Source organism: Calothrix sp. FACHB-168 (assembly GCF_963889195.1).
GTDB lineage: Bacteria > Cyanobacteriota > Cyanobacteriia > Cyanobacteriales > Nostocaceae > Aulosira > Aulosira anomala_A.
Window position 1 is genome coordinate 204,023 of record NZ_CAWPNJ010000041.1, and the last position, 24,208, is coordinate 228,230.

Below are 24,208 nucleotides of genomic sequence, written 5' to 3' on the forward strand. Positions count from 1 at the left end.
ATTGCGTAATTTCTCTCACAATCTCTAGACAATTACTGATTTAAACTTAAGGAGAAGCATTAAATAATACTTAAAAATCAATGAGTTTAATCGAGTTAATGTTAATCTTGGCTACCATCATCGGTGTAGTAGATAGCAATACAATCCGCATTAAAGATGATACAGGTAAAACAGCCATAGTTAAACTAGTATGTATTAATACACCGAAAGAAACAAAACAGCAGTATGTTACTGCCGCTACTAACAAACTCAAACGATTTTTACCAACAGGTAGTCCAGTAGTAATTAAAACCCTCAACCGCGAAGAAAATGGGCGCATAATGGGTGAGGTTTTTGTTGATAATCGTTCAGTCAATCTTCGCTTAGTAGAGGAAGGTAATGCTGTTGTCGATCGCGAAACTTTAGGTTATTGCGAAGAAAGCAGAATGCAATATTTAATTGCAGAAGCAAATGCTAAAAATAAGCGTTTAGGATTATGGCAGCAGTTTAATCCTGTTAATCAGAATAGAGGAAGGTAATATTTTGAGGATTTAAGTAAATAAATATGAGGCTGCACAAAGCTATATTTTTTAACGCAAAGGGGCGCTAAGGTTAACGCAAAGGTGAGGCAGTACGTTGCGGGGGTTCCCACCGTTGTAGCAACTGCCGTTACGCAGAGTTTGTACAGTTCTATATCTTTGAGAAGAATTAGGTGCATTTTTAGATTGAATTGGTATTACACCTATCTAAGGATGAATTGTCAAAATATTTGGAAACAGCTAATACATTAGTGGGACTGCATACAAGAGCTAAAAGCATGGAAACCAAACAATTAGGAAAAACGGGTGTATCTGTCAGTGCTATTGGTTTGGGTGGAATGCCCATGTCAATAGCAAATCGTCCTGCAGAAGCAGAATCTATTCAAGTTATTCATCGTGCTTTAGACTTGGGTATTACCTTCATAGACACCGCCGATTCTTACTGTCTAGATGAATCCGATAAGCACCACAACGAAAGATTAATTAATCAAGCACTTAGCAGTTATAAAGGCGATGTTAGCCATGTAGTTGTCGCCACCAAAGGCGGTTTGATGCGTCCTCATGGAAATTGGACGCGCAACGGTAACCCCAAACATTTACGTCAAACTATTCGCGAAAGTTTTCAAGCTTTGGGCGGTAGTAAACCGATAGATATTTGGCAATATCACGCCCCCGATCCCAAATATGCGATCGCAGAATCCCTCGCACCAGTAAAAGAAGCGGTAGAAAACGGTTTAATTCGCTATGTGGGAGTTTCTAACTTTTCCGTAGAACAAATTCAACAAGCGCAGGATGTAGTGGAAATTGTTTCTGTGCAAAATCAATATAGTCCTTGGGAAAGACAACCAGAAAATGACGGTGTGTTAAAGTATTGCGAACAAGAAGGACTAACTTTTTTACCTTGGAGTCCTTTCGGTGGTAGTCGTCGTCATCAAAACTTACAAGATATTTCTGCGATCGCAAATTTAGCCAAAGAAAAAGGCGTATCAGTATATTCTATAGTCCTAGCTTGGTTGCGTTCCAAATCGCCCGCTATCTTACCTATCCCCGGTGCTAGCAAAATTTCGAGTATTGAAGACTCAGTAAAAGCAATTAACGTCCAACTCTCAGAAGCAGAAATCCAAAAAATTGATAGCGAAACTTAGTCAATAGTCAATAGTCAGTTGTCAGTTGTCAGTTGTCAGTTGTCAGAGACGCGATAACCCTTGTCTATACTGTTGTCTAAGTATCCCATGCCCAATGCCCCATACCCCATTTTTAATTCTTATCCGTAGTTACTCAATTTGAGGTAAAATCAAAAGCCTGCCAATAAATGATGCTTGCTGACAGGAGATGCTCTATGGCCCGGATGTATTATGATGAAGATGCCAATTTAGACCTTTTGGCTGGAAAAACAATTGCTATCATCGGCTATGGTTCGCAAGGTCATGCTCACGCCCTGAATCTTAAGGATAGTGGTTTAGATGTGATTGTAGGGCTATATCCGGGCAGTAAGTCAGCTGCCAAAGCCCAAGAAGCTGGATTAACCGTCAAGAGTGTTGCGGATGCGGCTAGTGCTGCTGACTTCATCATGATTTTATTGCCTGATGAAGTGCAAAAAACAGTTTATAAAAACGAAATTGAACCGAATTTAGCAGAAGGGAACGTTTTAGCTTTTGCTCACGGCTTTAATATTCACTTTGGACAAGTTGTACCCCCTGCAAATGTAGATGTAGTCATGGTAGCGCCTAAAGGCCCTGGTCATTTAGTCCGCCGGACTTACGAACAAGGACAAGGCGTACCCGCATTATTTGCTGTATATCAAGATGCTAGTGGTCGGGCACGCGATCGCGCTATGGCTTACGCTAAGGGTATCGGTGGTACTCGTGCGGGTGTTCTCGAAACTACCTTCCGCGAAGAAACCGAAACCGATTTGTTTGGCGAACAAGCAGTATTATGTGGCGGTTTGAGTGCTTTAATTAAAGCCGGATTTGAAACTTTAGTAGAAGCTGGCTATCAACCAGAATTAGCTTATTTTGAATGTCTGCATGAAGTTAAACTGATTGTTGACTTAGTTGTCGAAGGCGGTTTAGCCACAATGCGCGATAGCATCTCTAACACTGCTGAATACGGCGATTATACACGCGGCCCTAGAGTGGTAACTGCGCAAACCAAAGCGGAAATGGGCAAAATTCTCAGCGAAATCCAATCTGGACAATTTGCTAGAGAATTTGTGTTAGAAAATCAATCTGGTAAACCTGGATTTACCGCCATGCGTCGTCAAGAAGCCGAACACCCCATTGAGGAAGTAGGTAAAGAATTACGCGCTATGTTTAGCTGGTTGAAAAAAGCCTAATAATATAAGGGCATTGGGCATTGGGCATTGGGCATTGGGTATGGGGCGAGAATGCTCCACATTTATGATGATGGATGATTTTTGTAGTTAGGACTTTATTTGTGGATTTTCAAGTCTGAAAGTGCTGAAGAAATATCCATCATAATTAATGATATTCACCATAGCCCCTTGCCCATTCTCATAAAAAACCAAGCCCAATCAAGCATGAAGATTAGCTTGTTCTTGCAACCACGGATCAACAGGTTGTCCATCTTTACGGCGTAATTCAATCTCCACTACCATTACTTCTTTAGAACCAGGGGGAGCAGGTTTTTTATGGAAAAGAATGTCATATTCTAGTGGATTGTGGTTGCGTTCTTTTAACCATTCTTGCACCTTAGTTGTCGCAAAAAAAGATTGCCCTTGCTCAAACATACGGGTAATCTGCATCTGTAGCGTGTAGGGATTTATGCGCCCCATTTTTTACCACCTTTATCTTTAGATTGTAATTTATTTGTAGGGTGAGCATTGCCAACCCAGTCCTTTTAAAACTAACAAATGAAGTCGTAACAGGCAATCAACACAATTTTTACTTTAACTAAATTCTTAATACTCAAGTAATTTGTAACAGCATCATACAGAGAAATTGTTACTCAAGTAACTTGATGAGAAAATTATCTATATTAATACGTGAAGAAATGTAAAGTTATGTAGAGGAGATGTTACTCTTTTGGGTAAGGTAGCGGAAATTTGCTGCGCGATCGCACATCTGTCTGCAAATGCTGATAATTGCTTCAAAATTGTAACGCGATCGCTATCAGCTACTACCTTATGCAATGTAATTACAGAATTATCTCATTAGTAAGTGGCTGTAAATGATTGTGGATTATTATAATTAATCCAATTACTAATTATTTATGAGGCTAAATTATGATTTTGACTACAACTGATGTAATTCAAGGTGCGGTAATTCAATCATATTTAGGTATTGTCACAGCAGAAGTTGTCTATGGTAGCAATTTTTTACGGGATTTTCTCGCAAGTATTCGTGATATTGTCGGTGGACGTACTGGTAGTTATGAACGTTTATTTGAACAAGGGCAACGCAAAGCATTAGAAGAATTACAACTACGGGCACAACGTTTAGGTGCGGATGCTGTAATTGGTATTGAAATCGACACTGGTACAATTAATGTCGATCAATCTGGAGTCTTATTATTGATTACCGCTACAGGTACAGCCGTAAAAATGCGTTAAGTAAGATGGCGAATTTAAAGATAACTGGCTGAGATTGTCATTTGTCATTGGTCATTTGTCATTTGTCATTTGTCATTGGTAAGGATTTAAATTTTATTTATGTTTATTAATATAGTTTCGTTTATTTCTACTGACTTATTTACAGCTTATTAATAAGTAAAATGCTGTAGGGGCATTGGCACTGCCATGCCCTAAGATTATCGCACCTCACCAACTGATAATCCAATACGTTTCAGTTAGCATTAAAACCATGATTTAACGTAGGTTGGGTTGAGGGACGAAACCCAACATTTTCGGCGCTTTGTTGGGTTTCACTTCGTACCCTTCGGGAAGCAAGCTACAACCCAACCTACATTTATCCTTAAATGAACTGTATTGACTTATAATATGCTGTATATCAAGCCAATTTAACCTTGGCAAAAAATCCTGCATAACACATTCATATAAATCACTGCGAGCAATCCAATTAATCTCTGCAAAATTAAAAAACAATAGTCAATAATAACCGTAATATTTTTTAATAAAAATTTCGATTATCAACAGTTTTTAAATTTGCTCGACAAAAATAATTAACTAAAAACTTTATTACCAAAGATAGAGTACTTAACTCATTCTGTTGATAGATAGAAATAACTATATTTAGTAATTTAATTTTAATCACAAGCAAAAATATAGCTGGAAACACTTTGCTGAAGTAATCAGGGAGAAAATAATTTATGTCATATGCAAATCGGGTAGGAGACCAAGTAGTTCCTCCTGAGCAAGTCGTCACAGGTCGGGTATCTGAATATCATGACCTTGTAAGATGGGGCCCCATTATTTCTGGTGTATTGGTGGCGTTAGTTACACAATTAATATTAAGTGCATTATTTGGTGCAATTGGTGCTGGTAATGTTGCAGGTTCCGGCGCACCGAGAACTATTGCACCTAACGTTGCTAGTAACGTCGGTTTGTGGTCTACGATCGCGTTATTAATTTCTTTGTTTACTGGTGGTTGGGTAACAACTCGCGCTTGCGGGCCGATGAACCGCAACACAGCTTTACTGAACGGTGCAATTATGTGGGCTACCACTCTCGCACTTAGCTCTTGGTTATTAGCAAGTGGAGTATCGGGTGCATTTGGTGTAGCAGCTTCTAACGCCGCCGAAGTGCTAAACCAAACGCAACAACCTTTGGGTAATGTGCAACAAAATATCCCAAATGTATCCGCTCAACAAGCTCGTGATATTGCTGCGGCTACTTCTAGAGGCTTGTGGTGGTTTGTCTTTGGTTCTTTATTGGGTTTAGTAGCTTCACTACTAGGAGCAGTTGCTGGTGCGCGTAAACCGAGAACTACTACCTATAATCCTTAATATTAGTCATTGGTCATTAGTCATTTGTCATTAGTCCATAGTCAAGAATTCTCTGCTATTGACTATGGATTTTTGACTTTTGACTATAGACTTTCGATAATGGACTCTCTATAGCCCTAGCTATGGCACAATAAAGAACGGTAATCAGAAAAATCTTGATAAGGTAATTTAGTGAGTCCTACTGCTCAAACCACAGCGAGTACGCGACGTGTGGTATTTCCGTTTACAGCAATTGTTGGTCAGGAAGAAATGAAACTGGCTCTGCTGTTGAACGTGATCGACCCGAAAATTGGTGGTGTTATGATTATGGGCGATCGCGGTACCGGCAAATCCACAACTATCCGGGCCCTGGCCGACCTACTACCGGAAATCTCTGTTGTTGCTAACGACCCCTTCAACAGTGACCCCAATGACCCCGATGTAATGAGTGATGAAGTCCGCCAGCTGTTACAAGAGGGAGCAGAAATTCCTGTAGTTGCTAAAAAAGTGCAGATGATAGATCTGCCTTTAGGTGCTACAGAAGACCGGGTTTGCGGTACTATCGACATTGAGAAAGCTTTATCTGAAGGTGTCAAAGCCTTTGAACCGGGACTATTAGCCAAAGCTAACCGGGGTATCCTCTACGTAGATGAAGTTAACTTATTAGATGACCACTTGGTAGACGTATTGCTTGACTCTGCTGCTAGTGGTTGGAACACTGTAGAACGGGAAGGTATTTCTATCCGCCACCCAGCGCGGTTTGTGCTGGTTGGTTCTGGTAACCCAGAAGAAGGCGAATTACGTCCCCAGTTGCTTGACCGGTTTGGAATGCACGCGGAAATTCACACGGTGAAGGAACCAGCCTTAAGAGTGCAAATTGTGGAGCAACGGTCAGAATTTGACCAAAATCCCCACGGATTTCTGGAGCAGTACCAACCCCAGCAAGAAGCATTACAACAGCAAATTGTCAATGCACAAAATTTGTTACCAAAAGTTACCAGTGAATACGATTTGCGGGTGAAAATTTCGGAAATCTGTTCGGAATTGGATGTAGACGGTTTGCGGGGTGACATTGTAACTAACCGCGCCGCTAAAGCCATCACTGCATTTGAAGGACGTACCGAAGTTACAGTTGATGACATTCGCCGTGTAATTACCCTATGTCTGCGTCATAGATTACGCAAAGACCCCTTAGAATCCATTGATTCTGGTTATAAGGTAGAAAAAGCTTTCGCGCGAGTCTTTGGTGTGGAACTACCGGAAAATGATACTGCACAAAAAAACGGCACAGGTCAAGTTAAAACTGGTGTTCGCTAATCAGCTAACAGTTATTAGTTATTAGTAAACAGCGATAATTGTTTACTAATAACTATAATTGGGCATGGGGCATCCCTTCGGCTTCGCTCAGGGCGAGTGGGCATGGGGCATTGAAAATGAGTATTTGTAGCGTATTTAGCAGCAATTAATTGGCTATAAAGAATATATTTTTTTTCTAATGATTATAAGTCTAATATTAAGTAATTTAATAAAAATAAACCTACCCAACTTTAAATCCTAACAAATGACAAATGACAAATGACAAATGACAAATGACAAATGATAATAATAATTAACTATGAGATATTGGCATTTTTGGTTGAATACTTTTATTTTATCTAGCCAGTACAATCCACCCCGGTTTGTAGAATTATTAATGTTAACGGTGGCGATTGTGATGTTAGGAGTTGCCACTGTTTTACCTGATAGACCTTATATGGTACTGGGTTTAAGCTTAGTAGTAGGAGCATCTATTTCTATTTTAGTTAGAGAAGCGATCGCTCCTTCTCAGCAATCTAAAATGACTAAGTTTACAGCGTTTATATTACTTTTTATTAGTCTTTATGGCTTTTTTGATTTGATGCAAACGCTGTAGTTTTAATTAACCAATTTCGCAATTGATATGAATTCTGGAATATAAGAAAAAAACCGCCTTCGCGTAGCGTCTCGCAGAGAAGACGCCAAGACGCCAAGAGGAATTAAGAGTATTTAGTGTAGCTTCACTAACATAAATTTTATTATATCAATTTGCACAAATTAGGTAAAAAATGGATTCACAGAAGGCAGACAAATCAGGTAATTCCCAATCCAAAATCTAAAATCTAAAATCTAAAATCTAAAATCTAAAATTGTATTAGCTATGCAGGAGGTAAAAAGCCTCCTGCTTTCACTATGATCAAAATTTCACGCCTCTAAGTTTGTGAATTAGAATTAACCTGATTTCGCATTTTTTCAAAGCTAAAGGCTGCTGCGCCAAAAGTAACTAAAAGGACTCCCAAAATTTGGACTAATTCTAAATTTTCTTGAATTAGTAAACCTGCGAAAATTACTGTCAAAAATGGAACGCTTGCACCAATAATTGCTGAACGGGGTGCGCCTAGTTGGCGAATCCCCACATTATTGCAAATGTAACCAAATAATGTGAGTACGCCTAAAATAAAGGCGCATAAAATCACTTCTAATAATCTAGCAGGTTGAAAATTTAAGCTTAAATCTCCAGGGAAGGGAATAATTAAGCCAATTACACTCAACAGCAACATGGTAGTGAAATTAATCACTGTAAAAGATACAGGATGCAATTTGCTGGCGCATATCCTGGTGAGGATGACGTAAACTGCAAAGGCGAATCCGGATAAAATGGCTGTGGTACTTCCCAGGGATACATTACCAACACCGCTAGCACCGCCTAAAATTAGTAACTCGCCGCAAAATAAAGCGCCAATAGCTGCATTACGGAATTTATTCGGGCGATCGCGGAATAAGAACCATGATAACAGTCCGCTAATCACAGGATAGATAAAGAAAAGTGCGATCGCCATTCCGGTAGTTACTTGGCTAATTGCAATGTAAATCAGCACTTGCGATAAAAACAAAAAGCAACCGCTAGCGATGGAAAATTGCAAAACTTTGAGTGTCTTGCTTTTGGTAGGGCTAGAATCTTTACCGAGGGAGGTAAATAGAGTTTGTAAATCTTCCCAAACTCTAGGATGCATCATCGGCGCTAATAATAACATCAATGGTACAACCACTAGCAACCGCAACATTAAAATTAATAATACGTTACCTAAAGTTGGCAGTAGCAATCGCTCTACTTGCACTAATCCCAAAATTTCTGAGTTTTGCTGGAATATTACCTTAATAGCGACGTTATACAGCGCCGATGCTGCTGTTGACAGCACAATCAATAAGAAACCTATCTGAATTGATGATAAGTTGGCGGAGCTAGTTAAAGGTAGTGAAGGCGCTGCTAATCCTTGTTTGCGGGTTGATAAAGTCGTTTCGGTTGGAGTTTTTCTGAGTGATTCATCTCTAGAGGTGAGAGAAATTGGCTGTTCTTGGTTTTTGCTGACTGGTGGTGGTGTAGCTTCAGGTAACGGAATAATAGGTTCTGGCGCAGTTTCATTTGCTGATAATTCTGGAGAAAGCACAGAAATTGGCTCAGAATTGTTGCTGTTGAATGTGGTTGATGTTGCTTCTTTTTCAGCTATCGGTTCTGGTGTAGTTTCACTCGCTGCTAATTCCGGAACAATTACAGAAATCGGTTCAGATTCATTACTGTTGATTAGCGCTGAAGTTGGTTCTGCTGTCGGTTCATTCTGGGAAATTTCTGGAACAATTACAGAAAGTGGTTCAGATTCATTAGTGTTAACTAACGCTGAAGTAGGTTCTGGTGTTGGTTCATTCTGGGAAATTTCCGGAACAATTACAGAAAGTGGTTCAGATTCATTACTGTTGACTAGCGCTGAAGTAGGTTCTGCTGTCGGTTCATTCTGGGAAATTTCTGGAACCAGTACCGAAAGTGGTTCATTTTCCTTGCTGCTGAATGTTTCCTTTGCTGATGATTCCGGAACAATCACAGAAACTGGTTCGCTGACAATTTCCCTTTCTGGTAAAACGGTGACTTCTAATGGTGCTGTGTTATTTTCGGGAATTTCGCTAGTAATGCTGTTCTGTTGTGAATTGGCGGAATTTTCCCCAGTCATTTGCGACGGTGCTGGGGGAAGTTGGATGACAGTAGGGGGTGAGATGACGGTTGGTGGTACTTCTACTTGTAATACCGTCGGTGGTGATAAAGGTTGAGTTTTTACTGAAGTTTCAGCAATTGTTTTTTCCAGTCCTTGCAGCCGGCTAATTAACTCCGCTATAATAGATTCCCCTTGCTGTTGTTGACCTTCCATCCGATACAGCTGTTGGGAAAGATTGCTTTGGTAGTTCTTCAGCTCCTGTTGCAGTAAATTAAAGGTGTTTGTCAGGCTATTATCCAAAGAACTGAGCATCTGCTCGACATTATCGTTGTTTTCTGCGGCTGGGTTTAAGCTTTGGTATGAGTTTTTCTCTATTGCTTCGCTAGCGATTGTCGTTAGCGAGGATTGCAGATGGGAAGATATATGTTTTGCTAAAGCTTCTGCTAATTGACGAATTAACACCTGTTGTTCGGTGATTTGCTTTACTTGTTGTAACTGTTCTTTTTCGTCAAGCAGTCGTTGAATATCGTCATTTAAACGAGTTTTTTCGCCCTGAAGCTGTTTTACTTCCTCTTGTAGCGATCGCAAAATGTGCTGCTGAAGATTTTCTAAATCCTCAACAACCGCCCATAGCGCATTTTCTGCTGCTCTAGATAAATCGCTTCTCACTCGCGGGTTGTCTGGTTGCTTCTCAAATCGCCCCATTCGCTTTTAACCTCTAACATTTTGACGATAAAGCTGCTTCCCGTATAACTGCTTGGCCTTCATACTAATTTCCTAGAGTTCGTTAGATAAACCAAAAATTTTAACAGTATTTACGCATACCAACGTAATTTTGTCATGCTGCACGCGGGGTTGCAAAGTAGATAATTTAGCTAATTAGTTAATCTAGTGTGTTTTGTTTGGCATCACAGGTAAACATTCTGTCAGTCTTATTTCAATCATCTATGTTTTTAGCAGGATTTTTTCACGAGAAAAAATCTTACTGCAAATCAATACGTATTCTTTTTGTACAGATAGGAATTGTTAAAAATTTGTAAATGGATACCTTGTGATTACTAGTACCGCTATGCGGAAGTCAAAAGTCACCCTTCGGCTGCGCTCAGGGTAAAAAAGTCAAAAGTCAAAAGACTTATATTCAGGGCTTTTGCGCCATTGAGAATGGTATGTTTATTTACGCTGTATTGTACTAGGTTAGATCAATTCTGCAACTAGACTCACTAATAGTCTTTAATGTAACTTCAGCGACAGTTTATATCTGTAAATGTGGTTAAATTATTGGTTTGCGCTAATTCCGAATCTGCTCAACCTATAAAAATTATTCTAATTAATTAACAGAAATTATGCAAAAAGCATTTTAGCTTTAGCGTTCTTAAATTTGCATTTAGCTATTTTTGATACAGACACAAAGAAAATGAGAAAAATGTAAATAATTAATGAGGATTCTGTTATCAACTTGATAGAAAAAATATCTTGGCAATGCTAAAAATAGCAGCGCTGAGAATGGCGCTAACCGGAACAGTAATTAGCCATGCGGCGGCGATACCTTTTAAAGTTTGGAATTGAATCGACTTGAGATTTTGCACGAGTCCAATCCCCACCACTCCCCCAACTAGGGCATGGGAAGTGGATACAGGTAAACCGAGACGAGAAGCAATGAGAATCGTTGTAGCGGTGGCGAGTTCCGCACAAAATCCACTGCTAGGTTGTAAGGCAATAATATTTTCGCCAATGGTAGCAATAACTTTTTTACCCCAAATGGCTAAACCACTAACAATTGCGACCCCACCAAGGATTAAAATCCATATGGGGATGGTAATGCCATTTATCGGCACGCTACCAGTTTGATTAATATAAACGATCGCGGCTAGAGGTGCGATCGCATTTCCTACATCATTAGAACCATGTGCAAAAGCGACAAAGCAAGCACTCAGCAATTGAAACCGCCCAAATATCCGCTCAGTCGCATTGGGGTTTGTATTGTCCTGTAATTGTCGCCAGCTATAAAAGGTGAGTCCCACGGCGGCGATCGCACCTGTAAAAATGGGAATATCGTAAGCCGGGAGATTTAACCCAACTTGGTTAATTAAATAATTGCTTAAAGGTTCAGTCAGCGATGGCAGAACAATCACGCCAAATGTGCCTATAAGTACCGCACTCAACCAAGGAAGCCATTCATTTAACTGTATAAGTTGATTTGGTTGATCCAAAATCCAACGCTTGATTTGACTGTAAAATAAAGCCGCGATCGCACCGCTAATTACAGGGGTTAAAATCCAGCCAATCGTAATTGAACCAATCGATGACCAATCAATCGCACCTACACCCAAAGCTACCCAACTAAAACCTGCGATCGCACCGACAACCGCATGGGAGGAAGATACAGGTAACCCCCGCGATGTGGCGATTTGTAGCCACACCCCAGAGGCTAATAATACCGTCACCATCCCCAGCACTAAAACTTGCGGTGTAGCCGCAAATAAAGCCGGATTAGCCACTTTTGTGGCGAGAGTTTCCGTTACCTCATGTCCAAACAATACCGCACCCGCAAACTCTAACACCCCAGCAATTATTAACGCCTGTCGCAAAGTTACAGCCTTAGAACCAACAGAAGTTCCCATTGCGTTAGCAACATCGTTAGCGCCAAGGTTAAAGGCGACATAGAAGGCGAGTAGGGCGACGATTAGAGTTAGGATCATAGGGGCTAGAGGCTAGGGACTAGGGATGAGGAAGACAAGAAATTTTAGATTTTGGATTTTAGATTTTAGATTGAAATCCAAAATCGCAAATCTAAAATCCAAAATTGTTTCATGCCCCATGCCCATTTAAGGATAAATTAAAATTTTATAGGTGTCTGGTTTGGGTGCGATCGCTTGTTCTACAGCTTGTGATAAATCTTGTAGAGGATAGCGATCGCTGATTAAGGCTTCTACATCAATCCGGCGATTAAAGACGATATCGGCTGAGAGATTTTGTAAGCGGTAGGATGAGCTATAACTGCCCATTAAGTCGATTTCGCGGCGATATAAAATATTGGGATTGACGGGAATTTCGATTTCGTCGGGAAATTCTGCGAAAAACAGAATTTTACCACCTTTGCGAGTGCAATCTAAACCTTGAAAGAAGGCTTTTTCGCTAGGTACGGCGAGTAAGGTAACATCTACACCTAAACCACCAGTCATAGCTTGAATTTTTGCAGGTAAATCAGCGTCACGCGCATCAAAAGCCGCTTCAGCACCGACATTTAAAGCTTTTTCAATTCTAGAGGGTAGTAAGTCGGTAGCGATCGCTCTACCACCAAAATACTTCACCAACATAATAAACATTAAGCCAATCGGCCCCGCACCTGTAATTAATACCGTTTGTCCCGGTGCAATTTGCGCTTTTTTGACTGCTTTTAAACAGCAATTAGTCGGCTCAACAAAACTCGCTGCTTCAAAACTAATATCATCGGGGATGGGAATTAAGCCGCCATTTTGGACAATATGTCCTGGTACTTTGACATATTCCGCAAAACCACCGCCACTGGCGTTAAATCCGGCTGTAGTCGAGATGTTTTTATAGACATCACACATGGAATAATTTTCATTGAGGCAGTAGGCGCAACGCATACAGGGAATATGGTGCATTACCGCCACCCTTTGTCCTACTTGCCAATTTTTCACATCAGCACCCACAGATGCGATTGTACCCGCCGTTTCATGTCCAAAAATACGCGGCGGTTCGTACAGGGGATAACGAATTTTTTTAATATCTGACTGACACAATCCTACTACCCCCACCTTCACCAGCACTTCATCCGGTTCCAGAGTCGGGACTGGGATTTCTTCGTAGGAAAGTTGATTTACGCCTCTAAATACCTGTGCTTTCACGTTGATTTTTCACCGCTCAACGTTACTAGATGTAACATTTACTGGTCAAAGTTAACCTATCAAATTTGAGATTTATTCTCTTGTTGCTTGTAAGTGATGGCGAACTTTAGCTGTAAATTTGAGTACTTTGTTATTTTGCTGTGAATTTCCAGGTGCGATCGCTCAATAAGTAGTATTACAATTTTGTAACATCATAATTTCAATATCGAGAATCAGTTATATTTTTACCAAAAAACTGGGTCTAAAGCCCCGTCCACTTCGGCAGAGCTTCAGTGCGCCGCTTCCAGGACGGCTTTAATTGTGTTATCATATTTGCGTAAGAGTTCTCCACGCAAATGATTGTTTTAGAATTCAAAGCCAAGGGGAAAACAACTCAATACACTGCTATTGATGAGGCGATTAGATCTGCTCAATTTGTCCGCAATAAAGCTATCCGTTTTTGGATGGATAATCGAGGTGTAGGGCAAAAAGACTTATATCGTCTGAGCAAGTCATTGAGAGGTGAATTCCCATTTGTAAAAGCTTTGAATTCTAGCGCTTGCCAAGCTTCTATCGAAAGGGCTTATAGCTCGATTGCTCGTTTCTACGACAACTGTAAAAAGTCTGTTCTGGGTAAAAAGGCATATCCAAAGTTTAAGAATAATTCTCGCTCAGTTGAGTATAAAACATCTGGGTGGTCACTTTCCGAGACTAGGAAACAAATAACTTTCACAGACAAAAAAGGTATTGGCAAGCTCAATCTAAAAGGAACATGGGATTTAAACTTTTACAAATTAGACCAGATAAAACGAGTTAGATTAGTCCGTCGTGCTGATGGGTATTATGTTCAATTCCTGATTAGCTCAGATAATAAAGTACAATTTCAACCGACGGGTAAAACTATAGGTTTGGACGTGGGATTAAAAGAATTCTACACAGACAGCAATGGACACAGTGAATCTAACCCAAAGTTTTATCGCACAGGAGAAAAGCGTCTAAAGTTTCGACAAAGACGTGCTTCTCGGAAAAAAAGGGCTTCTATCAACCGTCAGAAAGCTATTAATAGATTAGGGAGATTACACCTCAAAATAAGTAGGCAACGTGAAGAACATGCTAAGAGACTGGCGCGTTGCGTAATCCAATCTCACGATTTGGTAGCCTATGAAGACTTGAGGATTAAAAATTTAGTTAAAAATCATTGTCTCGCCAAATCTATTAATGATGCTGGTTGGTATTAATTCAGGAAATGGTTGGAATATTTTGGAGTGAAGTTTGGCAGAATAACTGTTGCAGTTAACCCTGCTTACACTTCTCAAGAATGCTCTAACTGTGGTGCAGTGGTCAAGAAATCTCTATCAACGAGAACTCACATTTGTGAATGTGGATTTGTGCTGGATAGAGATTGGAATGCTGCCATCAATATTCTGAAATTAGCCTTGAGTACGGTAGGGCATACCGGAACTTGGATCTTAGATCCAAACGCTTCAGGAGATTCAACCTCTACTCATGCAGGAGAAATTCTGTACGAGCAAGTTGGGTCAAAGATTGAAGAATCTCCGCCCTATAAGGGCGGAGAGTGTCATGTAATTTAGAAGTCAATTGCTCAATTTTCAGCATTCTACAACCACTCAAACCGCATCAAGATTGTAATTTTATTTACCTGTATGTTTAGGCAAGAGAATTTTTCAGCTTGCCTTTGGTGATGATTATTACTCAGCACTTGGTTAATAGATATGTATAACTTAAAAGCAGCTTTGGTCAAGCCTAATTTGATAGCATCAATGATATTGGTAGGAGTGCAATTACTACTATGGAAAGGAGTTTCCACTATATCCTATACTCCTAGCAAAGATTCTCCGATTCTAGAAGCTGTAAAAGTATCTCATAGATTACAAACTACCCTGAAAGGTCATGCATTAAAAGTAACCTCTGTAGCTATTACAACTGACAATAATCATGTAATTACTGGTAGTGAAGATAACACGATCAAAATTTGGAATGCGAAAACTGGTGAATTAAAGCGTACTCTTACCGGTCACACAGGAGTTGTGAATTATCTTAGCGTGACTCCTGATGGCAAGTATATAGTTAGTGGAGATGATAAAAACGTCAAAATTTGGAATTTACTCACTGGTGAATTAATCCGCGATCTGCGAAATCCCGACAACAAAATTAATTTTATCGAAACCAGCCAAGATGGACAAACTTTAGTCATGGATGGCGGTACACAGATTATCAAAAATACAGCAGTCAATCCAGCTAATTATATTTATTCTAGTGAACCACAACAAATTACAAAATATATAATAGGTGTTTTTAATTTACAAACAGGTACTGTAAAAAGTCAGCTTGTGCACAATAATTTAGTGACTGAATTTAAAATTAGTCCCAGTAGTCATATTTTAGTTAGTGGAGATGTCAAAGGAAACCTAAATATCTGGAATTTCCAAACCGGAACATTAGAAAAAACCCTAACAGGACATGAAAGCGAAATTCAATATATAGCTATCAGTCCAGATGAAAAGACTCTTGTGAGTACAGATAAGGATGGTAAAATCAAAATTTGGGATTTAGTTTCTGGCAAACTTAAAAGTACGTTTACTGGACATGACTGGCAATTCTATTTAGTGAAAGTATTTATTGCAGATAACAATACACTTATAAGTTGGAACACAGGTAGCAGCAGTTTAAGGAAAACAGATGTCAAAATTTGGAACCTGCAAACTGGAGAATTTAAATACAGTCTGAATCCGGTAAAACAGGATAATTCATATTTAAGTAATAACTTCGATTTTGTTAAAGTTAGTCCCAATAGAAAAAACCTGATTACTAAATTAAATAAAAGTATCCAAGTTTGGGAATTAGCAACAGGTAAATTGCAAGATACTATCGATATTCAAGGTAGTATCCTCGCCTTTAGCCCTGATGCTAAAATGCTGGCTGCTCCTGTTGAGTATGAGGATAATACCATCAATATTTGGCAAATTCCAGCCCATAATTAAGCCAGCGAGATAAACTTTAAATCGATAAATTTTGATTTTTATTGGCAAAATTGTGGGATATTAATTATGACCATTAAACCAAATTATTCCGAATATGGCTATCAAATCATCCATGAATTGGGACATAACCGTGAAGGAGGAAGAATTACTTGGCTAGCATCATCGATAGCAACAGATAATCAAGTAGTCATCAAACAATATTCTTTTGCACAAATAGATTCTAGTTGGTCAGGGTTTAATACCCATCAACGGGAAATTGAGATACTACAAAAGCTCAACCATCCCAGGATTCCGAAATATTTGGCAGCATTTCCTACAGTCAATGGCTTTTGTTTAGTTCAAGAGTATGTTAATGCTCCTTCTTTAGCCGTAACTCGTACCTTTCAACCAGAAGATATCAAAAAAATCGCCATTCAAGTATTAGAGATTTTGACATATCTCCAAGGTAGGTTTCCTTGTATTATTCATCGAGATATTAAACCAGAAAATATTTTAGTTGATGCCGAATTAAACGTTTACTTAATTGATTTTGGTTTGGCGCGGATTGGTAGTCAAGAAGTATCGGGTAGTAGCGTTTTTGTTGGTACACCGGGTTTTATTCCACCAGAACAATTATTAAAGCCAACAACAGCTACAGATTTATACGCCTTGGGAGTAACATTAATTTGCTTGTTGACTAACACAAAATCAACAGCAGTTCAAAATTTAATCGATGAAGATGATATTTCCCAAATCAGATTTCGACATTTATTACCTAAACTGAGTCTGCGATTTCTCGACTGGTTAGAAATGATGGTACAACCGAGACTCAAAGACCGTTTTGAAAATGCCCAACAAGCGCTCAATGCTTTAATACCTCTGGATGTGACTCGATGTCCTCAAGTTGAGTTTAGCCATCAAATACGGGATTTTACCGCTATAAGTTTGCACGAAAAAATCCGAGAATCGATTACTATTGAAAATTCTATACCAGACACATTACTTCAAGGTCGTTGGGAAGTTGCACCCCATCCCCACGATCCTCCTCATCAGGCTAATTCTCACCCTTGGATTAAGATTACACCCCAGAAGTTTGCAGGCAATCATATAAAGTGTGATATTGAAGTAGATACTAGCCAATTGATGGCAGATAAATTATACAAACGCCAGTTATTGTTGCATACAAATGCATATCCAGCAATTCATACTTTGACGGTGAAAGTACAAACGGCACTAATTCCTATTGAAAAGAAAGAATCAAAATCTTATCCAAGTTTAATTTGGGCATTTTTAACTGGTGAGATAGCCACAGTCATACTCATTGGATTGATACCTTGGATATTTGCAACTTTGGCATCTCGCAATATCGTATTCTGGAATTTACCTAATATTAATGATAGTAGTAATGGGGCTTTTGTGTTTGGTACAGTAGGTGCGATCGCAGGTTCTGTAATCGGGGCTGCAATCGGTGGAATTTACGAACTTTATCAGAAAAACAAGCCAAGTTCAAGCAATTATTACCCTTATGAAAATGACTTTTGGGACAATATAAAAGGAGGTTCATTTGCAGGTCTAATAATTCTTGGTGTACTAGGAATTATTATCGGCGGTGTGTATGGAACGATTGCTTCTCCAAATACACCCAACGATTTAGTGGGTATTATTTTTATGTCGTTAGGCGGGATTGTACAGGGTGGCTTCGTTGCTTGTATTGTTGGTGCGATCGCAGGCGGCATAATTGGGTTGATCGCCAGTTTTACGATCTGGGCTATTTTGAAGATTGTCAATGATTGGTTGTCCCTACTCACCGCCGGATTTGGAATCAGTGTCGGACTTGGTTTTATTACTGGGTTACTCAATCAAGTTACTATATTAGCACTGGGGGTAACAGGAATACCTTTGCTATATAAACTGCTTTATGCACCTATCCAGCAGCAAAAGTTAATTTCAAAATATCGTCGTTCTGAGCAACATCTAATCAAGCCGTAGTAGTTCAGGTGATTAATTTTTCTGCCCTGCGAGATCCCCGAATTCTTCAAGGATACTGCTGGCGAATGGTGGGTCTGACCCATCAACACTTGATATAAACTGTTCTCTCGCTTACCCCACACACCGCCCACAGGCTATAAGCCACTGGCTCATGCTACAAAGCCTGCCTCCGCAGGCTAGAGAAATAGAGCCTGCGGAGGCAGGCTTGGTCCAGTTAGCCGCACCCTTGAGGGTGACGGCGGGATTTCGGGATAAGCGAGGGATCTTACCCCTAATTCACCAGATGTATCCTTCAAGAAGTCGGGGATCTAACCACCACCAAGCATTTAGAATTAATGCACGAATTGACATAACTTGTCTGATTTACCCTATTCAGAGACAATATCTCGAACAATGAATAGGGTTAAGCAATGCTGAATCAGATATATCAAGCTGATGTTTTAGTTGTGGGTGGGGGAGTTGGCGGTACAGCAGCAGCGATTCAAGCAGCGCGACGGGGGGCGAAAACTATCCTGGTGAGTGAGTTTGCTTGGTTGGGGGGAATGTTAACTTCAGCCGGGGTATCTGTTCCTGATGGAAATGAATTAGAAGCGTTTCAGACGGGGTTGTGGGGCGAATTTTTACGAGAATTGCAGCAACGTCAGCAAGAAGGTTTAGATCATAGCTGGGTAAGCTTTTTTAGTTTCGATCCGCGAGTAGGGGCGCAGATTTTCGCCGATTGGGTGCAAGAATTAGCAAATCTGCATTGGATTGCGGGAGAAGTTCCCCTAGAGGTGTTACGCGAGGGAAATTGTGTCACTGGCGTAAGATTTTCTGATTTTACTGTCCAAGCCAAAATCACTCTCGATGGTACAGAATTAGGCGATTTATTGGCTTTGGCAGAAATACCTTATCGTTGGGGTTGGGAATTGCAAGAGCAATGGGAAGAATTAAGCGCCCCAGAGTCTCCTAATCATCTCACAGAAAAATACCCCGTACAAGCGCCCACAGGGGTGGTGCTAATGCAGGATTTTGGCACAGATACCGCCCCAGAAATCCCCTCAGCGCCGAATTACGATCCATCTCTATTTGTTGGCGCTTGGGATAACTATGGTGCAGAACAATTTATGAATTACGGGCGCTTACCTGGCGGTTTATTGATGATGAATTGGCCGATATGCGGTAACGACTATGGCGCAGATTTAGAGCGGCTGGTAGATTCAAAAGCTAGCAGAGATGCGTTTATTCAAGAATCTCGCTGGCATAGTCAAAATTTTGCCCATTTTATCCAAAATCAACTTAGTCGGCGTTACGGTTTAGCTACACAGGTATTTCCCCATTCTCCTAGCGCTTTTGCTTTGCATCCCTATTATCGGGAAAGTCGGCGGTTAGTGGGACTGAAAACAATTACAGAACAGGATATTTTACCTGTGTCTGGGGGTCAGGTTGCATCATTAAATATAGATACAATTGCGATCGCCAATTATCCCAACGATCACCATTACCCAGGCTTTGACTTTCCCCTCCAACCAAAATCAATTCGTTGGGGGGGACGCTGGACGGGAACGCCTTTCACTATTCCCTACAGCAGTCTCATTCCCATAAATACAGATGGTTTTTTAGTCTGCGAAAAGAATATTTCTGTATCACATATTGCTAATGGGGCTACGAGATTACAACCTGTCGTCATGGGAATTGGTCAAGCAGCAGGTATGGCTGCGGCTATGTGTATAGAGTTTAATTGTCAACCGCGCGATTTACCAATAAAAGCGCTGCAAATGGCTTTAATTAAAGACAACCGTTCTCCAGCAGCAATTATTCCCTTGTTTAATTCAACACCCGCAGATATTCAGTGGCAGCAATGGCAAACACATTATTTACATAATCCAGCTAGCTATCCGCTTGATGGCAATTTTCCCGCTTCATCGTCATCTACGTATTATTACGATAGTCCAAAAACTGTGTTATCACGGTTGTCTAATTCCTTTACAGGTGTACTTCAACTAATATCTCCGCAGAATTACAGATTCAGTATAATTACTCCTAAAGCTTATCAACAGTCAACTTGGCAGCTTGTAACCTTGCGATCGCACGTAAATTTACAACTACAAGCTTGTAACCATCAGCAATTGCTGACAGTTTGCGGTCGGATTAACCCTGCTGGTAATTGGCTACTAGTCGAATATATGGAGATTTGATAAAGTTTATTTTTATTCTGTAAAAAACAATACTTTTTAGGGAATTGTCCGGATGCACTAATAGAAACTAAGTAGCAGTGAATATGTGAGTTCCAAAGTAAACATCTGCTATGCGTGCATTAATTTCACTTTTAGCCTCTAGCCTGGTAACGGCTACCTTAATTTTTAGCTATCAAGTAATGGCCAATTTAATGTCCGATATGTTGCTGGTTTCTGCGACTACACCAACTTTGCTCTCAGCTAGACCCAAAACCAAACCCAATCAACCAGACAAACCTGCACCACACCGTGGTAGCGGACGTAGAGACTTAATGGAGTATAACCGTAATGCCCGTTCACTTGTTTAATCGCTTTAGCTGCAATTTTCTTGTTTTGGAGGAGTTCAATTACAGACAAATTGGGTGTTGTGCTTAACATCCTTTACATCATTAATTTAGTAAAGAGATAACAGTCAACACATAGAATATCAGCATTTGTGCCGTAGTCTATCCGTAAATTGATGTATATATAGTCCGTTGTATCCCTGATGTTCCGAATGTGCCAAAAATCCCAGTGCATGTATTAATCGCATCACCAACTCCTCTCAAAGCTGCGTTTACTGCTTCTAACTCCTTTAATCTCCCAGATGTCATTTAGATCAACGCTTCTATCGAGGGTTTCTGATTCCGATCTATTCTCAGTCATTTACTCAGCCAATTAACCCGTCGATAGTTTGAAACCGTTACCCAATTACAGTTAAGCCAATAATTTACTCTAAATTAATAGACAGCTTTACCAAGCGATCGCAACTTGCAATCTCAGATATTATTTCTGATTGCGGTAGCTAGCGCTGTGACAACACAAATCTTTTGCAATCTGTCACGATCGAAACAAGACTTTGTGGAAAATCTGCCATGTCTGTACGATCTCTTGCAACTCAGTTGTGTTGAACTTGTGCAATGGCTACATCACCAGCAAATAACCGTCAATCTGATGAAAATGCAACTAGCTTCTGTTTTACCAATTCTTTATCGTCTTCTCCAACCAAGATTTAGCAATTGTTTGTGGACTGGAGACGATAATTCGCGCGCGATCGCTCTAACATTTGATGATGGCCCTCATCCCCGCTATACTCCTGAATTATTAGCTGTTTTAGATCGTTATCAAATTAGAGCTAGTTTTTTTTGGTTAGGTGCTTGTGTCAACCGTTCCCCAGAGATTGCCAAAGCAATATGCGATCGCGGACACTGGATTGGATTGCATGGTTACGATCATCAATCTTTTCCCCTGCTATCCCCAATACAACTGCGAGATACCTTAGAAAAAACCCAAGCTGCTATATATACTGCTTGCAATCTTCCACCAGAACAAGTCAGGGATGTGCGTCCACCAAACGGTTTATTCACACCCAAAATTTTAAAATATTTGCGTCAGTGGAATTATCGCCCAGTTATGTGGAGCGTAGTTCCAGTTGATTGGACTAGACCAGGAGTTTCCACTGTAACGCAGCGTGTTTCTCAACAAGTAAAAAATGGTTCCATCATTGTTTTACATGATGGTGCTTATGGCGGTCAAGATGTTGCTGCCACCAGCGAAATTTTAATTCCCCAGTTACTACAAAAAGGCTATCAATTTGTGACCATCGATACTTTTTGGCAACCTGTAAAAATTAAAAATTCGTAATTAAAAATTCGTAATTAGTTGATGGCAAACACGCCAACCATCACAGAGTTACCTCTATCAGTCTACTATTCACCATTTTTTAATTACGAATTACGAATTACGAATTAGTAATTATTTACCATGTCCTATCGGCGCGACTTCAGCATCAGTACTGGTAAGAGGTGCAGGTTCCTCAGTTCCTAAAAGATGATGTATTTCACTTAATGAACTTGGTTGTGCTTCTGGTTGTTTTGGGGAATCGCCCATATATTCAATTAGGTCTTCTACTTGGCAATTGAGTGCTTTGCAAAACCTAATTATGCGTTCAATATGATCCGTCCCAGTTCTACCGCTTTCCCAGTTCTGGATAGTGCTTTCAGTCACACCTACAAGACGTGACAACTCAAGCTGGGTTAGCCCTGCTTTTTCCCGAAGCAAAGCGATCCTTGGTTTTGGCTTTTGTTTCACAGCTATAGCACTTGTTTTTGATTATTTATAGACGTAGATCCTAGCACCAAAAAAAAGCGGCGCTAAAAAAACACCAGAAAAAATTTGGTTCCGATTTGCTCCTTGAGAATGTTAAGTTTTACTATGTTCATACCAACAGGAATCTTAATCTTTTCTCCAGTAACTCAACTGTATTGAGTGATAGCTTTCCCCGTCCTCAAGGGCGTTTTTGATGAAACCAAAATGTGGAGAAACGATGACATATCCACCAAAAGACGCAAGAAAAATTAACTCTAATTCCTAGTCCCTAGCCCCTAGCCTAAGCGCCCCTATTTAAATAAACTTCCACCTCTTCACCAGCAGAAACTAAGGTTTTCCCTACCGGGATAACAGCTAGGGCATTAGTTTGTGCTAAATTAATTAAATTGCCCGAACTATGGCTACCGCCAGATGGAGAAAATTCATAAACCCCATTAACTAACTGTAATTTTCCCCAGATATAAGTTTCCCGCTTACCATCCGATCGCAATTCTTGACGCGATCGCACTTTCACAAACTCTACTTTCCATCCTTGAGCTAATCCAGCTAATTTCTGAATTGCTGGCTGAACAAACCGCAAAAACGTTACCAAAACAGCCGCAGGGTTTCCCGGTAAGCCAAAATACACAGGAACTCTTTGATTATTATCCCCCTCATCAACCTTTGAGGGAAATGTCGCCACGGTGAGGGGTTTACCCGGCCTCATCGCCACAGCACGGATATGAATTTGCGCTTGTAGCCTTGCTAAAATTTGCTCAACATAGTCATAATCGCCAACCGAAACCCCGCCAGAAGAAATAACTATATCAGCATGAGCGATCGCCTCAGTAATTGTTTTTTGCAGCGCTGCTGGTTCATCCTTAACAATCCCTAACATTAACGGTTCAGCACCGCTTTGTCTCACCAAAGCAGCCAACGCATAAGCATTAGAATCAACAATTTGTCCTGCAGCTAGCGGTTGATCGATGGTTACTAATTCATCACCAGTAGAAAATATTGCTACAATCGGACTGCGGTAAACACTCACTCGCCCACATTGCGCAGCCGCTAACACAGCAATTTCCGCCCCATTTAATTTAATCCCTGCTGGTAATAATTGTGTCCCAGCTTGGTAAAACGAAGCTTGACGCCGGACAAATTCTTGTGGTTTTGGTGCAGCTAGAATTTTGACAAAATTCTCCTGTTGACTTGTCCTTTCTTGCATGACTACAGTATCTGCACCTTGAGGCATCACCGCACCAGTAAAAATCCTTGCAGCTTGACCTTGAGCAATTATAGACTGGGGCTGATATCCCGCCGGAATTGACTCAACAATTTCTAAAATGGCTGGCTGTTCGGCGCTACATTGCTTCACATCCGCATAACGCACAGCATAGCCATCCATTGCTGAGTTATCCCAATGGGGAAAATCTAAATTACTGGTAACGGGTACAGCTAAAATTCTACCTGCGGCGGCGAATAAATCTACAACTTCGGTGTCACGCCGATTATCTAGGGGTTGGACTAAACTTAAAATAATTGCTTCGGTATCGCTGACTGAATGCATAGCGATCGCTACTACGATATGGCCACAAAACATTGTAACAATCGTTATTGCACCCTCAGAGAATTCTAGGTAAAAAATATTCCATTGCTCTTGTTCACCGTCAACAGTCAGTAGGG

19 protein-coding genes and 1 pseudogene are annotated in these 24,208 nt (G+C 40.3%); 13 read left to right on the forward strand and 7 right to left on the reverse strand.

Going from position 1 to position 24,208, the window contains the following annotated elements:
* The first annotated feature begins 80 nt into the window (after positions 1-80).
* The 3 genes from AACW45_RS24070 (at position 81) to ilvC (ending at position 2,853) form a co-directional block, all read left to right on the forward strand.
* Positions 81-518: a thermonuclease family protein gene (locus AACW45_RS24070; RefSeq protein ID WP_190629059.1), complete on the forward strand. Its 438-nt coding sequence runs from the start codon at positions 81-83 to the stop codon at positions 516-518.
* Positions 519-796: 278 nt separating this feature from the next.
* Positions 797-1,663, forward strand: a complete 867-nt coding sequence (locus AACW45_RS24075) for an aldo/keto reductase (protein WP_190629061.1) — start codon at positions 797-799, stop codon at positions 1,661-1,663.
* A 194-nt stretch (positions 1,664-1,857) separates the two neighbouring features.
* Positions 1,858-2,853 carry a ketol-acid reductoisomerase gene (gene ilvC / locus AACW45_RS24080; protein ID WP_190629064.1) on the forward strand — a complete coding sequence of 332 codons (996 nt, stop codon included), beginning with the start codon at positions 1,858-1,860 and terminating at the stop codon, positions 2,851-2,853.
* A gap of 198 nt (positions 2,854-3,051) precedes the next feature.
* On the opposite strand, the gene AACW45_RS24085 is transcribed toward ilvC, so the two are convergent.
* Positions 3,052-3,312, reverse strand: a complete 261-nt coding sequence (locus AACW45_RS24085) for a hypothetical protein (protein WP_096643983.1) — start codon at positions 3,310-3,312, stop codon at positions 3,052-3,054.
* 198 nt (positions 3,313-3,510) lie between these two features.
* Complete coding sequence (locus AACW45_RS24090; protein ID WP_190629067.1) at positions 3,511-3,669, reverse strand: hypothetical protein; 159 nt, start codon at positions 3,667-3,669, stop codon at positions 3,511-3,513.
* A gap of 93 nt (positions 3,670-3,762) precedes the next feature.
* Between AACW45_RS24090 and AACW45_RS24095 the strand changes: the two genes are divergently transcribed.
* From AACW45_RS24095 to AACW45_RS24110, 4 genes are all read left to right on the forward strand, one after another.
* Positions 3,763-4,089, forward strand: coding sequence for a YbjQ family protein (locus tag AACW45_RS24095; protein ID WP_096643982.1), 327 nt, complete (start codon positions 3,763-3,765; stop codon positions 4,087-4,089).
* 716 nt (positions 4,090-4,805) lie between these two features.
* Complete coding sequence (locus AACW45_RS24100) at positions 4,806-5,441, forward strand: hypothetical protein (protein ID WP_190629069.1); 636 nt, start codon at positions 4,806-4,808, stop codon at positions 5,439-5,441.
* Positions 5,442-5,612: 171 nt separating this feature from the next.
* Positions 5,613-6,737 carry a magnesium chelatase ATPase subunit I gene (gene bchI, locus AACW45_RS24105; protein ID WP_190629070.1) on the forward strand — a complete coding sequence of 375 codons (1,125 nt, stop codon included), beginning with the start codon at positions 5,613-5,615 and terminating at the stop codon, positions 6,735-6,737.
* Between the two features lie 298 nt (positions 6,738-7,035).
* A complete protein-coding gene (locus AACW45_RS24110) occupies positions 7,036-7,332 on the forward strand; it encodes a hypothetical protein (RefSeq protein ID WP_190629072.1) in 297 nt (98 codons plus the stop codon).
* 316 nt (positions 7,333-7,648) lie between these two features.
* Here AACW45_RS24110 and AACW45_RS24115 read toward each other — a convergent pair whose 3' ends face one another.
* The 3 genes from AACW45_RS24115 to AACW45_RS24125 form a co-directional block, all read right to left on the reverse strand.
* Complete coding sequence (locus AACW45_RS24115; protein ID WP_190629073.1) at positions 7,649-10,126, reverse strand: EamA family transporter; 2,478 nt, start codon at positions 10,124-10,126, stop codon at positions 7,649-7,651.
* Positions 10,127-10,872: 746 nt separating this feature from the next.
* Positions 10,873-12,120 (reverse strand): inorganic phosphate transporter, encoded by a 1,248-nt coding sequence (locus tag AACW45_RS24120; protein ID WP_190629076.1) that lies wholly within the window; start codon positions 12,118-12,120, stop codon positions 10,873-10,875.
* A 126-nt stretch (positions 12,121-12,246) separates the two neighbouring features.
* Positions 12,247-13,293, reverse strand: a complete 1,047-nt coding sequence (locus tag AACW45_RS24125; protein ID WP_190629078.1) for an alcohol dehydrogenase catalytic domain-containing protein — start codon at positions 13,291-13,293, stop codon at positions 12,247-12,249.
* A 335-nt stretch (positions 13,294-13,628) separates the two neighbouring features.
* Between AACW45_RS24125 and AACW45_RS24130 the strand changes: the two are divergent.
* From AACW45_RS24130 to AACW45_RS24155, 6 genes and pseudogenes are all read left to right on the forward strand, one after another.
* Positions 13,629-14,864, forward strand: a pseudogene (locus AACW45_RS24130) (RNA-guided endonuclease InsQ/TnpB family protein).
* A gap of 141 nt (positions 14,865-15,005) precedes the next feature.
* Positions 15,006-16,274, forward strand: a complete 1,269-nt coding sequence (locus tag AACW45_RS24135) for a WD40 repeat domain-containing protein (RefSeq protein ID WP_190629080.1) — start codon at positions 15,006-15,008, stop codon at positions 16,272-16,274.
* Positions 16,275-16,340: 66 nt separating this feature from the next.
* The gene (locus tag AACW45_RS24140; RefSeq protein ID WP_190629082.1) at positions 16,341-18,242 is read left to right on the forward strand and encodes a serine/threonine protein kinase; all 1,902 of its coding nucleotides are present in this window, start codon (positions 16,341-16,343) and stop codon (positions 18,240-18,242) included.
* A gap of 410 nt (positions 18,243-18,652) precedes the next feature.
* Complete coding sequence (locus AACW45_RS24145; RefSeq protein ID WP_190629083.1) at positions 18,653-20,419, forward strand: FAD-dependent oxidoreductase; 1,767 nt, start codon at positions 18,653-18,655, stop codon at positions 20,417-20,419.
* Between the two features lie 110 nt (positions 20,420-20,529).
* Positions 20,530-20,766, forward strand: coding sequence for a heterocyst-inhibiting protein PatX (gene patX, locus AACW45_RS24150; RefSeq protein ID WP_190629085.1), 237 nt, complete (start codon positions 20,530-20,532; stop codon positions 20,764-20,766).
* A 631-nt stretch (positions 20,767-21,397) separates the two neighbouring features.
* Positions 21,398-22,081 carry a polysaccharide deacetylase family protein gene (locus AACW45_RS24155; protein ID WP_190629274.1) on the forward strand — a complete coding sequence of 228 codons (684 nt, stop codon included), beginning with the start codon at positions 21,398-21,400 and terminating at the stop codon, positions 22,079-22,081.
* A 111-nt stretch (positions 22,082-22,192) separates the two neighbouring features.
* Here the strand turns inward: AACW45_RS24155 and AACW45_RS24160 are convergent, their stop codons facing one another.
* Positions 22,193-22,528, reverse strand: coding sequence for a helix-turn-helix domain-containing protein (locus AACW45_RS24160; protein WP_190629087.1), 336 nt, complete (start codon positions 22,526-22,528; stop codon positions 22,193-22,195).
* Between the two features lie 298 nt (positions 22,529-22,826).
* Positions 22,827-24,092: a molybdopterin molybdotransferase MoeA gene (locus AACW45_RS24165; protein ID WP_190629276.1), complete on the reverse strand. Its 1,266-nt coding sequence runs from the start codon at positions 24,090-24,092 to the stop codon at positions 22,827-22,829.
* Positions 24,093-24,208: the final 116 nt, after the last annotated feature.

Bases quoted from the DNA above. Each gene is read 5' to 3' on its own strand.
- AACW45_RS24095 (WP_096643982.1), top strand. From the start codon at position 3,763: ATGATTTTGACTACAACTGATGTAATTCAAGGTGCGGTAATTCAATCA.
- ilvC (WP_190629064.1), top strand. From the start codon at position 1,858: ATGGCCCGGATGTATTATGATGAAGATGCCAATTTAGACCTTTTGGCT.
- AACW45_RS24145 (WP_190629083.1), top strand. From the start codon at position 18,653: ATGCTGAATCAGATATATCAAGCTGATGTTTTAGTTGTGGGTGGGGGA.
- AACW45_RS24070 (WP_190629059.1), top strand. From the start codon at position 81: ATGAGTTTAATCGAGTTAATGTTAATCTTGGCTACCATCATCGGTGTA.
- AACW45_RS24155 (WP_190629274.1), top strand. From the start codon at position 21,398: ATGCAACTAGCTTCTGTTTTACCAATTCTTTATCGTCTTCTCCAACCA.
- AACW45_RS24135 (WP_190629080.1), top strand. From the start codon at position 15,006: ATGTATAACTTAAAAGCAGCTTTGGTCAAGCCTAATTTGATAGCATCA.
- patX (WP_190629085.1), top strand. From the start codon at position 20,530: ATGCGTGCATTAATTTCACTTTTAGCCTCTAGCCTGGTAACGGCTACC.
- AACW45_RS24085 (WP_096643983.1), bottom strand. From the start codon at position 3,312: ATGGGGCGCATAAATCCCTACACGCTACAGATGCAGATTACCCGTATG.
- AACW45_RS24075 (WP_190629061.1), top strand. From the start codon at position 797: ATGGAAACCAAACAATTAGGAAAAACGGGTGTATCTGTCAGTGCTATT.
- AACW45_RS24120 (WP_190629076.1), bottom strand. From the start codon at position 12,120: ATGATCCTAACTCTAATCGTCGCCCTACTCGCCTTCTATGTCGCCTTT.
- AACW45_RS24115 (WP_190629073.1), bottom strand. From the start codon at position 10,126: ATGGGGCGATTTGAGAAGCAACCAGACAACCCGCGAGTGAGAAGCGAT.
- AACW45_RS24140 (WP_190629082.1), top strand. From the start codon at position 16,341: ATGACCATTAAACCAAATTATTCCGAATATGGCTATCAAATCATCCAT.
- AACW45_RS24110 (WP_190629072.1), top strand. From the start codon at position 7,036: ATGAGATATTGGCATTTTTGGTTGAATACTTTTATTTTATCTAGCCAG.
- AACW45_RS24165 (WP_190629276.1), bottom strand. From the start codon at position 24,092: ATGCATTCAGTCAGCGATACCGAAGCAATTATTTTAAGTTTAGTCCAA.
- AACW45_RS24100 (WP_190629069.1), top strand. From the start codon at position 4,806: ATGTCATATGCAAATCGGGTAGGAGACCAAGTAGTTCCTCCTGAGCAA.